The organism is Thermovibrio ruber (assembly GCF_055380895.1).
Map to the genome: position 1 here is coordinate 1002072 of NZ_AP042397.1, position 13382 is coordinate 1015453.

The window sequence follows — 13382 nt, forward strand, 5'->3', positions numbered from 1 at the left end:
TTCAGGATCGGAGCTAAAGGGGAAAAGATTTAGTGCTTCTTCCTTCTGAATCCAAAGAGACCTAAAAGACCAGAGAGGAGAACACCAAGGTTGAACAGCCCGCTTCCGGCAGGTGTTGAAGGAGCTACTGAACAGCCACCTCCTCCACCGCCTCCAGAAACTGTTCCGGAGTTAACCGTCGGTGTAGATTTAGTTTCTCCTATAACAATCGTTACTGGAGTTTCAGCTCCCGTATCTGCTCCCGTTCTAGAGCACGGATAGCTAACAACAAGTAAATTACCCTTAACCTCCGGTTTACATCTCTCGGACTTGCCGTTAACTTCTACGAAGGCAACGGCTTTCTTAGGATCTACAAGCCCATCAAGGTCAAACTCAACGGTAAATGAATCTTTATCACTTATGAGCTCTACACCTAAAACTGCTTTTTTCAGGTTATACTCTGCAGCACGTTTTAGAAGCTGGTGTGATTCAAGAATTTCGGAAATTACAGCATCGTTTGACTTAACAGTTGCCTCTTCTTTCTTCCCTGCAAGGGTAACCTCAACTATTACCTCATTTGACGTTTCCTTAACAATCTTAATTTCAGACGGAACAAGAACCTCCGTTCCCACCTTCCTCATAATTGAGAAGGCAAGTTCACCTTTACCTGGAACTTCCTCAGACATAGCGGCAGTGTTGACGGTAAGAACTCCCTCTGCAGGGTCGTAAGATGCCCAACCCTTCAAAATGGCGTCTTTTACAGAGATTGACTCAGGTTTAAAGTATTCCTTATCAACCTCGTAATGAACATCGCTTCCCTTTGAAATCCTAACTTTGTGAATCTTTGCATAGTTAATGTAGAGATCAGCAGGGTCTGCAACCTTTAGTTCTGCAAGATTGAACTCCATCTTCGTTATGTATTCAGAGGGAATAATTGGAGTAAAGACTGGAGCAAGGTTGACAGTTCCTGCAGACATTATCTCTTCTGCAAGGTGCTCAAATCCGAGAAGCTCCGGAAGCTCGTTTCTCATCCTGACAACGATAGCCCTTCTTGGAACCTCATCGTTCTCAAGGGCTTCTGTTTCAACTTCAGCCTCAATTCCTTCAACTCTCATCTTCCATTTAGACTCTTTCTCTGGAAGGGCGAAAACGATTCCGTCAATGCCGGAGCTCTCAACAGGAATCGGAACAAGGTGCCTGTCAACATCCACTCCGTTTGTAAGAGCGTTAACTAAGATATCTCCGGCCGTTGTATACATTACCTTAATATCCTTTTCCTGACCGGCAATTTTAATTTCCATAGTTCCATAAACCGGGTTGCCGTTCTCATCTTCAGGAGAGTTAAAGAAGACTTTTACAGCGTTCTTATAGGCTTCAGGTGGAATAGCTGAAGGAACAGTTATTATTTCCCTTCCAAGACCGAAGAATTTTATGTGGCCGTTCTTGTCTCTCTTTATCAGAGACTTAAGGGCACTGCTACCTTCTATATCAGCCATATTTGCTTCAGGAAGCCTTCCGGTCTTTGCGTCGTGGCAAGCATTACAGGTTAACTCTTCACCGTTAACTGTTTTTCCTGCACCGAGGGCGTACTCTTTTGGAAGAACTCCGTGGTCTATACTAAACGGAGCCGTCCAGATGTAGAAGACAGGATCGGGATTTTTGACACCTTCCTTCTTAAGAACGTCAATGAGTGCGTTCCTCATTGCCTCGTATTCGCCGTTCGTATCTATTTCAGGCAGGTAGTCTCCGTTGTCATCACAGATCCAGTCGCCCTTTATAGTCTTAACACAAATCTTTTTAGCTTTTCCATCATCGTGTATGAAGTATGCAGGGACATTCTTACCGGCGTAGTCGGATTTAACTGCTCCGTCAAGTGCAGCAGCTATCTCACGGGTGTAGAGAACTTTACCTGTTGATTTGTCATACCATGTTACAAGTGTCAGCGGATCAGCAATTCTATACATGAACTTCTGAGCGCCAGGGGTATCAGGTCTAAATCCGTTATTTATGATTACAGGTGCCCAAGCCCAAGGGAATGAAATATTTGGAACGTTCCATATTCCAAAGTTTTTATTCTCAAGCCTCAGCGCAGCCTGCCTTGGATCAAAGTCTGCCTGATAAATGGGAACGAGAGTATCTTTTCCGTTATCAGTTCTAACTATACAGAAGGGTTGGGGAGCTCCATACCCTGCAATCGGCATGAAGGGACCAAACCCTGGAGTAAACATCTGCTCTGGAAGCTTTTGGACAGTTCCATTTGCAAGGTCGTACCCTAAAATCCTGTTGTCAAAGTTGTAAGAGTAACCGACAACATCGTAGAAAGTCCTAAAAGTCCAGTGGGTCTTAAACGGAATGTGGCAAACTTCACAGGCAACTTTATCCATATGAACGGCAGCATTTCCTTCAGTTCCGAAGTAATTCTTGTGAACATCAGTTGCAAGCTGTCTTGAACCTCCAAAGTGGCAGTCTAAACAGGTTTTAAGTGAAGGATTGTAGTCCAACGATTGATCCCAGTGACCGCCCCAGTCGTTTCCTTTCAGGAAGTTATGGTGAATAGGGTGATACTGCTTCTCATCAGGTGAAAGCGTCCCTTCACCGTGGCATGAGAGACAGGTCATATTTCCCTTCTGACTATCAAAGTGGGCGTCGTAACCTATCGGAATATCGTTGTCTATTGAGAGAACGGACTTTGCATTTACCATTTTCTTGTAAGCAGCATCAAAACCTTGATTTTGAAGGGTTTGCTGAAGCTCTGTTGGCTCAAGATTCTTACCACTATCACTTCCTCTGTGGATATCGTAAGAAAAGACGTCTCCCCTCTTAACAATTTCCGCTCCAAGTCCTAAAGTTCCCTTCCTTGTAACCCAAGCGTAGGTTTCGCTACCATCGGGGAGCTTACCATCTTTGTATGGAATAGCCATGTGACAGTAGGAACAGACGTATCCCCAATCTCTGTTGGCACTATCTCCTTCAGCCGGTTGCGTCATGTTTGGATAGGGATGGTCTGCATCTCCAAGTTCCTTAGGAACAGAATAGTTATAACTCTCTGGAGGAACCTGATCTGACGGTGTATTTTTATCTCCTATTCTATTTTCAAGAACTGGAAGGTCAACTTCTCCTTTATCGTTAAATTCATCCTTATCGTAGTAAACTTCAGGCTTCCAAACGCCATCCTCTTTTACAAAACGGACGTATGCAAGTGGAACGCCGTTATGGTTTGTATCAACTCCCATCAAAGAGGCCGTTGAGATGTATTTGAAGAAGAACCCTGCAAAAGTTCTGTAAACAACCTCTCCAGTGTCGTCGTGGAAGGTTGCATCACCACCGTTTACGTAAACATCCCCGCCGTCTTTATCTTTGGTAGATGCGGGATGTTCAAAGTAGGCAACCCTTGCAACTTCCCTTGTAGCACCGTTTGCATTGTTAGGGTAGATGAAGAACTTTGACCAAGCTCCATCGTTGTTCTTTATAGCGTTAATCTGGTCATCTGAAAGACCGTAGAGGGCTTTAAGAACCGAAAGTGGAACGGAGTTGTAGTAGGCTGAATCAACCTCTTTAACTGTTTTGTAGACAGGATTTCCATTTTCATCTTTCCCAACTTCTACCTCTTCACCAACCTTTGGAGGAACTCCCAACGATAAAACAATTGTTTCTCCGTCATCTGAAACTCCTTTAAAGACCATAACCCTTGGGTTGGCAGGCATTAAAGGTTCTTGAACGTAACCGTTTATAGATGTCTTTATCTTTGAATCGGCATCAGCCTTGGCATGACACATAAAACAGTCTGTATCGTTTACTCCGGAGCGGGCAAAGTTGAAAAGCCCGGGCTTTCCTGTATAGCCTGCCCCTACTTCGTAGTCTGAGTAGCCGAAAAGGTCTCCGTCAAATGGAATTACAGAGTTTATTTGAGAAAGGATAGCTTCGTCTCTAATAAACCAATCTTTCGTTTTAAGCTCGTTGAACAGGTCTTCTCCAAGCCTCTCTTTCAGAACTTCATCAAGCGGTTTGTTCTCTCTTCCGAACTGGGCAGCACCTCCTCCTGCGTGACAGGAGTTACAAGTGATGTTGTGAGTCGGAGTTCCCATGTCAAAGTTGAAGCCCTTATAAGCAGTAGGATCTGCAGGGTTAATTCCGTCAACTGCTCCGTCTGGAACTGCCGGGTCTTGGAGGGGTTTTTTAGCCGCCAACTGGCGGTATGAAGGTGGTCACCATCCTCCGTAGTGGGACTTACTACGGAAGTATCTCATTTTTAGGACAACGTTAGTAACGAAATCTTTAGCCCCTGTATCGTCTCCGTAGGTCTCCCTATTGTCCATCCACCCCATATCGTGAAGGCCGACAGCTCCGTGGTGAGAAGCTCTAATATCCGTAATGATATTCTCGTGACACTGACCACAGGACTTCTCAAAGCTTATCGGAGTTCCTTTGTAGAGAGTTACACTGTTACCATCCTTATCCTTTACAGTAATTGTGTCTGGAGTTGTTGAAGTGTCAAAATCTTCTCTGTAGTGGTTTGGATCATCAATCACCTTTTTTTCAACGTTTCCGTAGATGTCAATGAGCTGGACAGACGGGTGTTGAGCAAGTCCTTGAGACGATAAAAGTGCAGACATTATGAAGCCCGTTGTCAGGGAGAAGCTACTCCTCTTCCACTTTCTTCCCATAGCTTACCCTCCAGAAATTTACAAAATGTTTACAAATCTGCTATACGACATTCTATCAAAGTTTGATAAAAACAGGAATATGTTAGGAATTTCTTATATTGTGCAGCGCGTAAAAGGGCAGGGAGTTCCCTACCCTTCAAGAGAACGTTTCACTAAATCCCTAAACTTTGCGTAGGCTGAATCAAGATTTGATATGTCTCTTATCCCTCCTTGGGCAAGGTCAGGTCTGCCGCCGCCTTTACCCCTTAAAATGGGAGCGACCTCCCTAATTAGGTCTCCCGCCTTTAGCCTATCTGTAAGGTCTTTTGTAAGGGCTATAAGAAGGGAGGCTCTGCCATCTTTAAGGCCTACAAGCATAACTGCTGCAGAGCCGGCTTTGTTCCTTATTACATCTGCCACTTGTGCAAGCTCTTTTCCAGTAAAACCTTCAAGTTTTACAGTTATCACTTTAACGCCGTTTATAGTGGGAGCTCCCTTCACAACCTCGTCAACATGTGAAGTTGCAAACTTCTTTTTGAGGCGCTCAAGCTCTCTTTCTTTCTCTTTCAGTTCCTCTTTTAGCCTTTCAACCTTCTGAACTATCTGTTCTTCAGGAGATTGAAGAACCTTCCTCAAATCTTTAAGCAAGCTTTCCTTCTTTCTTACGTAGTTGGCAGCCTCTTCTCCGACAACGGCCTCAATACGCCTAGTCCCAGAGGAAACTGAAGATTCAGAAACTATCTTGAAAAAGCCTATGTCGCCGCTCCTGTTTACGTGTGTTCCTCCGCAGAGCTCTACGCTCACTCCCCCTACGTCAACTACCCTAACAGTATCTCCATACTTCTCACCGAACAGGGCGATAGCTCCTCTGCTCAGGGCTTCTTCCAACGGCATCTCCTCAATTTTTACCGGGTAGTTGTCTAAAATCCACCTGTAGACCTGCTCCTCAACGGAGCGGAGCTCCTCGTCGGTCGGAGCTTCAAAGTGGGTAAAGTCAAACCTGAGTCTGTCAGGCATAACTAAGGAACCGGCCTGCTTTACGTGGTTTCCAAGGACTTCCCGAAGTGCTTTGTGGAGTAAGTGAGTAGCTGTGTGGGCTCTCGTTACTGCCCTTCTCCTCTTCTCGTTAACAACGGCGTTTACGAAATCGCCAGTTTTAACCTCTCCCTTAACAACTCTAACCTTATGCCCTATCAGGTTCTCAGTTATGTTCTGAGTGTCAAGAACTCTACAGTAGCAGCTGTTTCCCTCTAAAATTCCCGTATCTCCCACCTGACCGCCTTTTTCAGGGTAAAAGGGAGTTCTGTCAAGAACTACAATTCCTTCCTCTACCTCTTTCAAGGAGTCAACCAACTTCTCCCCTTTCAAAATTCCGACAACCTTTGCGTATTCCTCCAAGTGCTCGTAACCTGTAAAGAGCGTCGGGAACTTTTCAGAGAGCTCCTGAAGTTCAGGGGAAACAACCTTCTGAACGCCACCTTTCCAGCTCTTCCTTGCCCTCTCTTTTTGCTCCTCAAGGAGCTCCTCAAACCTCTTAACGTCAACCTTCACGTTCTCATCGTTTGCAACTTCAAGTATGAGGTCTAAAGGAAACCCAAAAGTGTCGTAGAGCTTAAAGGCTTCCTCTCCAGGAATCGTATCTTTCCCTTCTTCCTTCAGCTTCTCTATCAATTCCTGAAGTATGAAAAGCCCCTTCTCAACCGTTCTAGCAAAACGCTCCTCTTCCCTATTAACAACCCGTTTAACGAGATCTCTGTTAAGCTCAAGTTCCGGATAGGCATCCCTCATTATCTCAACAACAACGTCTGTGCCTTCAAAGAGGAAAGGCCTGTCTATCCCTAAGAGCCTTCCGTGCCTTGAAGCCCTCCTTATAATTCTCCTTAAAACGTAACCCCTTCCCTCGTTTGAAGGGAGAACTCCGTCTGAAATGAGGAAAGTCATAGCCCTTAAGTGGTCTGCAATTACTCTCATTGAGGTAGAGCTCTTTTCGACCTTTCCGTAAGGAACTCCCGAAACCTCTGAAGCCCACTTAACCAAGGGAAAGAGAAGGTCTGTTTCGTAGTTTGAAGGGACGTTTTGGAGAACTGAAGCTATCCTCTCAAGACCCATTCCCGTGTCTATTGAGGGCTTTGCAAGGGGGTGAAGGTTCCCCTGCTCGTCCCTCTCATACTGCATAAAGACCAGGTTCCAGATCTCTAAGTATCTGTCACAGTCGCAGGTTCCTATTCCGCAGTTTTCCCCGCAGGCAAACTCCTCTCCCCGGTCGTAGTAGATCTCACTACACGGACCGCAGGGACCCGTATCCCCCATTGCCCAGAAGTTGTCCTTCTCTCCGAGCCGGTAGATCTTCTCTTCAGAAATGCCTATAACCTTGTTCCATATCTCAAAAGCTTCGTCGTCCTTTTCGTAAACGGATACGTAGAGCCTCTCAACGGGAAGCTTGAAAACTTCCGTAACGAGCTCCCAGGCAAACTGAATCGCCTTTTTCTTGAAGTAATCTCCGAAGGAGAAGTTACCCAGCATCTCAAAGAACGTGTGGTGTCTTCCCGTCTTCCCTACGTTCTCAAGGTCGTTGTGTTTACCGCCAGCTCTCATACACTTCTGGCAGGACGTTGCCCTCTTAAACGGCGGCTTCTCCTTCCCTAAGAAGTAGTCTTTAAACTGAACCATTCCAGCGTTTGTAAAGAGAAGCGTCGGATCGTTTTTGGGAATTAGAGGAGAGCTCTTCACTCGAACGTGCCCTTTGTCTTCAAAAAACTTTAAAAAAGCTTCTCTTATCTCGTTTCCGCTCCACTTCATAGTATCTCCAGCTGGAAAAGTTTGGGCTATTTTACCTTTTTCAGAATACGGTTAACCTCTGAAAAAGAAAAGCCCCTCTGAAGGAGAAATCTCTTGATTTGGTCTTTGGTTTTCCTTGACGAGAGTTTGGCTACCTCTCTCTCTATGTAGGAGTAATCAAAAGGCGTCGTTAGCTCAACTTCTCTTATAACTTCTTCAGAAAACCCTAAACTCCACAAGTGGTACGCAATTTTCCTCTTTCCCCACCCCTTTTCAAGTTTATTCAGAAAATAACGGCGGGCAGACTCCAACTCGTTTACGTAGCCTGACTTAAGGAGCTCCCTCTTCAAGAGCTCAATCTCACTTTCTCGTATATCGGGAAATCTATCCTTTACTTTTCTCTCAAGTACTCTTAACGAGTAGTCTCTCTTTGAGAGAAGGCTCAGTAAGTAGCTAAAAGCTTCTTTAAAATTGTTCCTCTCCACTTGAGATAAATCCCTCCATCTTCAGCCGCAAGTCGTCGGGGCGGGTTGCGTATTTAAGAGCATCCTCTTTAGTGATAAGTCCCTTCCACCACAGATCGTAAAGTGACTGGTCAAAGGTCTGTGAGCCGTAAACCTCCTTTCCTCTTTCTATAAACTCAGGTATCTCATCAGTAAGCTCTGGGTTCATAATCCTCTCTTTAATGGCCTCTGTAACTATCATCACCTCTACAGCTGGAACTCTACCTTTACCGTCTGCAGTAGGTAAAAGCCGCTGAGATACCGTAGCCTTCAAGACGGAAGCAAGCTGGAACCTTATGGCTTGCTGCTCGTGTAGAGGGAAGAAAGAAATAACCCTATTTATGGTCTCTTTGGCATCAAGGGTATGGAGGGTTGAATAAACCATGTGACCCGTTTCGGCAGCGTCAAGGGCTGTCCTTACGGTTTCAACGTCCCTCATCTCTCCTACTAAGATAACGTCTGGGTCTTCACGAAGAGCAGCTCTAAGGGCTGTAAAGAAGTTTTCTGCGTCATCACCTATCTCCCTCTGATAGAAGAGACACTTTTTATCTCTGTGGAGGTATTCAATCGGATCCTCTATTGTTATAACTACTCTTGAATCCCTCTCGTTTAACTCTTCAAGCATTGCTGCCAAAGTTGTAGATTTACCGGAACCAGTTGTTCCGGTAACGAGAACCAGTCCCCTCTGGTAGAGGGCTATCTTTTTCAGTATAGGAGGAAGGTTAAGTTCCTCTATTTTAGGAACCCTTACGGGAATTGCCCTCATAACTATCGCAAAGGTTCCCCTCTGGCGGAAGATGTTAACCCTAAAACGGCACACACCGGGAAGAGAGTAAGCAAGATCAATGTCCTTTATATACGGAATCTGTTTTCTCTTTTCTAGGGGCAGAATCTGTTTCACATACTCAAGAATGTCCGTGTGCTCTAAAGGTGGAAGGTCAGTTTTAACGAGCTTTCCAGCAATTCTAAATATGGGAGGAGCTTTTATTCTTAGGTGAACGTCTGAAGCACCAACATTAAAAGCCTTCTTGAGAAGGTCTTTAAGTTCCAGTTTAAGCCTGCTCTGAAGTCCCACCTAAAGCCTCCAGAACCTTTTTCTCAAGCTCTGCAACAACCTCCGGGTTCTCCTTAAGGAACTGCCTTGCGTTCTCCTTACCCTGTCCCAGCCTTAAATCTCCGAAGGAATACCAAGCACCGCTCTTCTTAACTATACCAAGCTCCTCTCCGAGGTTTAAAATGTCGGCTTCACGGGAAATTCCTTCCCCGTAGTAAACTTCAACAATGGCCTCTCTAAAAGGAGGCGCGAGCTTGTTCTTAACAATCTTCACCTTGGCCTTGTGGCCAATCCTCTCGTCTCCCTTTCCCTTAATCTGACCGACGTTCCTTATTTCTATTCTCATTGAGGAGTAGAACTTGAGGGCTCTCCCCCCTGTCGTTGTCTCCTGAGGGCCTCCGTAGCCCATCATTCCAATCTTTTCCCTCACCTGGTTAATGAATATGAGAGCGCAGTTACTCTTACTGACTGCAGCTGTCAGTTTCCTAAGGGCTTGAGACATGAGCCTTGCCTGGAGCCCAACGTGGGAGTCTCCCATGTCTCCCTGAATCTCAGCTTCGGGAGTCAGTGCTGCCACGGAATCAACAACGACGACGTCTACAGCTCCACTTCTCACTAAAGTTTCAGCTATCTCTAACGCCTGTTCACCGCTGTCTGGCTGAGAGACTAAGAGCTCCTCAAGATCTATTCCCAACTTTTTAGCGTAAGTTGGGTCTAAAGCGTGTTCTGCGTCTATGAAGGCGGCAACTCCACCCTCTTTCTGGGCGTTTGAGATAACGTGGAGTGCAAGGGTCGTTTTTCCCGAAGATTCAGGGCCGTAGATTTCGGTTATTCTTCCACGGGGAATACCGCCTATTCCGGTAATCCTGTCTATGGCAATGGAACCAGTTGAAATTGCAGGAACTTTCTCAACAGGCTTTTCACCTAAAAACATTACAGAGCCTTCGCCGAACTCTTTCCTTATCCTCTTTAGGGCGTCCTCTAAAACTTTCCTCTTTTCCTCTTGCATAAACACTCCTTCAATTGAGGTTAATGGCGGAGAGGGCGGGATTTGAACCCGCGGTGCGGGGGCTACCCACACACCCGATTTCGAGTCGGGCCCGTTAAGCCAGGCTCCGGCACCTCTCCGAATATGTTAAGTTCTCAATTTTCTAAAGAACGTCTTTAATAACTCTGCAGCCTCGGGGAGTTCCACCTTTTCCACAGCCGGCCTGTGGTTGTTCCTCTCGTCTGAGAGTATGGAGTAGAGGCTCTCAACCCCTCCGAACTTCGGATCTGGAACGGCGTAAACGACCCTACTTATCCTTGACTGAATTATAGCACCGCAACACATAACGCAGGGTTCCACCGTAGAGTAGAGGGTGCAGCCGTTGAGCCTCCAGGAGTTGAGTTTCCTTGCAGCCTCCCGTATGGCCAGGAGCTCCGCGTGGGCAGTCGGATCTTGGAGGAACTCCTTCCTGTTAAAAGCCCTTGAGATAACTCTGCCCTCTTTGACTATAAGAGCTCCAATTGGAACTTCACCAAACCTGAAAGCTTTCTGGGCTTCTGCGAGGGCTTCCCTGAGGAAGTGGAGGTCTGCGCTCATAGAACTCCAGAAGCGGTTAGAAGTGGCGCGCCCGGCAGGAGTCGAACCTGCAACCTTGGGATCCGTAGTCCCACGCTCTATCCAGTTGAGCTACGGGCGCAGGGCAGGATATAAATTTATCCCGACCAAAATACTTTTCAACTAAAATTTTCAAAACTTAAGGCTGGAGGAAATAATGGAAATGGAACCTACTTACAATCCGCAGCTCTTTGAGGATAAGTGGTATAGGAAGTGGTTAGAGAAGAAGTACTTCCACGCCGACGAGAAGAAAGCCCTATCCGGAGAGAAAAAGAAGTTCAGCGTGGTTCTACCACCTCCAAACGTTACCGGAGTTCTCCACGTTGGGCACGCTCTTAACTCAACACTTCAGGACGTTATCTGCCGCTGGAAGAGGATGAAGGGTTACGAGGTCTGCTGGGTTCCTGGAACAGACCACGCAGGAATTGCAACCCAGTGGGTAGTTGAGAGGGAACTTGCCAAAGAAGGACTTACGAGGCACGACGTTGGAAGAGAGGAGTTTTTAAAGAGAGTATGGGAGTGGAAAGAGCAATATGGAAACAGAATAATCAACCAGCTTAAGAAACTTGGAACTTCCTGCGACTGGGATAGAGAAAGGTTCACAATGGACGAAGGCTTTTCAAAGGCAGTAAGGAGGGCCTTCGTTTCCCTCTACAAGGAAGGTTTAATATACAGAGGTAAAAGGCTTATAAACTGGTGCCCTAGGTGTCACACGGCCCTTTCAGACCTTGAAGTTGAACACGAAGAGGAACAGGGAAAGCTCTGGTATATCAGGTATCCCTTAGTTGACCAAGAGGGCTACATCGTTGTTGCAACGACAAGACCAGAAACCCTCTTAGGAGATGTTGCAGTAGCCGTCAATCCAAAAGACGAAAGGTATAAACACTTAATCGGAAAAAAGGTGCGCCTTCCAATAGTCGGAAGGGAAATTCCGATAATCGCCGACGAATACGTTGACCCTGAGTTTGGAACCGGAGCCGTTAAGATAACCCCAGCTCACGACTTTAACGACTTTGAAGTCGGTCAGAGACACGGTCTTGAGGCCATTCAAGTAATGGACGACTGGGGAAGAATAACCGTTCCTCCATTTAAAGGAATGGACAGGTTTGAGGCAAGGGAGGCAATAGTTACACTCCTTAAGGAAGAAGAACTCCTTGAAAAGGAAGAACCACACACACATGCAGTTGGCCACTGCTACAGGTGTAAAACGGTAGTTGAGCCCTACCTTTCAGACCAGTGGTTCGTTAAGACAAAGCCTTTAGCCGAAAAACCGATAGAAGCCGTTAAAAATGGAGAGGTCAAGTTTATCCCCAAACAGTGGGAGAATACCTTCTTTGACTGGATGTTCAACATAAAAGACTGGTGCATTTCAAGGCAGATCTGGTGGGGACACAGGATTCCCGCCTGGTACTGTTTAGACTGCGGCCACGTAAACGTTTCTGAAGACACACCGGAAAAGTGTGAAGCCTGCGGCAGCAAGAATCTGAAACAGGACGAGGACGTTTTAGACACCTGGTTCAGCTCCTCACTCTGGCCTTTTGGAGTTTTCGGCTGGCCTGAGGAGACAGACGACCTTAAGGCCTTCTACCCTACAGACCTCCTTGTAACAGGCTTTGACATCATCTTCTTCTGGGTAGCTAGAATGATGATGATGGGCTACCACTTTACGGGAAAAAGGCCTTTTGCAGACGTTTACGTCCACGCCCTTGTAAGGGACGAGAAAGGCCAGAAGATGAGCAAAACAAAGGGGAACGTTATTGACCCCCTTGAGATGGTTGAGAAGTATGGGGCAGACACCCTAAGGTTTACGCTGACAGCCCTGGCAGCCCAAGGAAGGGATATAAGGCTTTCAGAAAGAATTATTGAAGGCTACAGACACTTTGCAAACAAGGTCTGGAACGTTGCGAGGTTCGTTCTAACTGCAACTGAAGGAATAGAGGAAAACGGAGCCGTAGACTACGCTCCAGAAGATGAGTGGATCCTTACAAAACTCTCTGAAACTATAGAGACCGTTGACAGGGAGCTCTCCGCCTACAGGTTTAACGATGCGGCAAAGGCAATCTACCAGTTCATCTGGAACGAGCTTGCTGACTGGTATGTTGAGTTCACAAAGCACAGGCTCTACAGGGGCGGCAATAAAGAAAAGAAAGCAGCAGCCCATACCCTTTTAAGGGTTTTAAGGGATTCAATGAAGCTCCTCCACCCGATAATGCCCTTTATAACCGAAGAGATATACCAAAAACTTCCAAACAAGGACGCCGAGTCAATAGTTATCTCCCCCTGGCCAAGTGCCAAGTGCTGCAGCTTTCCAGAAGTTGCGGAGTTGGTAGAAACTGTAAAGGAGATTATTAGGGGAATAAGAAACGTAAAGGCAGAACTGAACATTTCACCTTCAACAGAGGTTGAGGTTGGAGTTAAAACTGAGAACGACAAGCTCCTTGAAGTAATTGGAAAGATAGCTCCCGCCATAAAGCAGATGGCAAGGGTTAAGGAGCTCCACCTGGTAAGTGAACCTCCACCTAAGAGTATCTCATTCTTCCTACCCGGAGTTGAAGTTTACGTGAAAGTTGGGGAGCTTATAGACGTTAAGAAGGAGATAGAAAGGATAAAGAAGAAACTTGCAAAGCTCCAGAAAGAGGTTGAGAAGTTAGAGAAGAAACTCTCAAACAGGAACTTCCTTGAGAGAGCTCCAAAAGAGGTCGTTGAGAAGAACAAAGAGGAGCTTACAGAGCTCTCCGAAGTAGTCAAGAAACTTGAAGGAACCCTGAAACAGCTCAAAGAGATGGGTTAGGGGGAATTTCCCCCTCACCCGTTTATTAAAA

The 13382-nt window shown here is 46.2% G+C and carries 8 protein-coding genes and 2 tRNA genes; 1 reads left to right on the forward strand and 9 read right to left on the reverse strand.

Going from position 1 to position 13382, the window contains the following annotated elements; genetic code table 11:
- Positions 1–29 precede the first annotated feature (29 nt).
- The 9 genes from ACZ424_RS05365 to ACZ424_RS05405 all read right to left on the reverse strand — a co-directional run bounded on the left by ACZ424_RS05365 (position 30) and on the right by ACZ424_RS05405 (position 10642).
- Positions 30–4166 carry a hypothetical protein gene (locus ACZ424_RS05365; RefSeq protein WP_464903954.1) on the reverse strand — a complete coding sequence of 1379 codons (4137 nt, stop codon included), beginning with the start codon at positions 4164–4166 and terminating at the stop codon, positions 30–32.
- A gap of 18 nt (positions 4167–4184) precedes the next feature.
- Positions 4185–4643 (reverse strand): hypothetical protein, encoded by a 459-nt coding sequence (locus tag ACZ424_RS05370; RefSeq protein WP_464903955.1) that lies wholly within the window; start codon positions 4641–4643, stop codon positions 4185–4187.
- Between the two features lie 129 nt (positions 4644–4772).
- The gene (alaS, locus tag ACZ424_RS05375; protein WP_464903956.1) at positions 4773–7421 is read right to left on the reverse strand and encodes an alanine--tRNA ligase; all 2649 of its coding nucleotides are present in this window, start codon (positions 7419–7421) and stop codon (positions 4773–4775) included.
- A gap of 26 nt (positions 7422–7447) precedes the next feature.
- Positions 7448–7885 (reverse strand): regulatory protein RecX, encoded by a 438-nt coding sequence (locus ACZ424_RS05380; RefSeq protein ID WP_464903957.1) that lies wholly within the window; start codon positions 7883–7885, stop codon positions 7448–7450.
- Positions 7866–8978, reverse strand: coding sequence for a type IV pilus twitching motility protein PilT (locus ACZ424_RS05385; RefSeq protein ID WP_464903958.1), 1113 nt, complete (start codon positions 8976–8978; stop codon positions 7866–7868). The genes ACZ424_RS05380 and ACZ424_RS05385 overlap by 20 nt, the downstream gene beginning before the upstream one ends.
- On the reverse strand, positions 8956–9966 hold the full coding sequence (gene recA / locus ACZ424_RS05390; protein ID WP_464903959.1) for a recombinase RecA: 1011 nt from the start codon (positions 9964–9966) through the stop codon (positions 8956–8958). The genes ACZ424_RS05385 and recA overlap by 23 nt, the downstream gene beginning before the upstream one ends.
- Before the next feature lie 24 nt (positions 9967–9990).
- Positions 9991–10085: transfer RNA gene (locus tag ACZ424_RS05395), tRNA-Ser, on the reverse strand.
- A 7-nt stretch (positions 10086–10092) separates the two neighbouring features.
- Positions 10093–10542, reverse strand: a complete 450-nt coding sequence (locus ACZ424_RS05400; protein WP_464903960.1) for a nucleoside deaminase — start codon at positions 10540–10542, stop codon at positions 10093–10095.
- 23 nt (positions 10543–10565) lie between these two features.
- Positions 10566–10642 (reverse strand) — tRNA-Arg (locus ACZ424_RS05405).
- Between the two features lie 75 nt (positions 10643–10717).
- Between ACZ424_RS05405 and ACZ424_RS05410 the strand changes: the two genes are divergently transcribed.
- Entirely contained in the window at positions 10718–13351 is a 2634-nt protein-coding gene (locus ACZ424_RS05410; RefSeq protein WP_464903961.1) for a valine--tRNA ligase, read from the forward strand.
- The last annotated feature ends 31 nt before the right edge of the window (positions 13352–13382 follow it).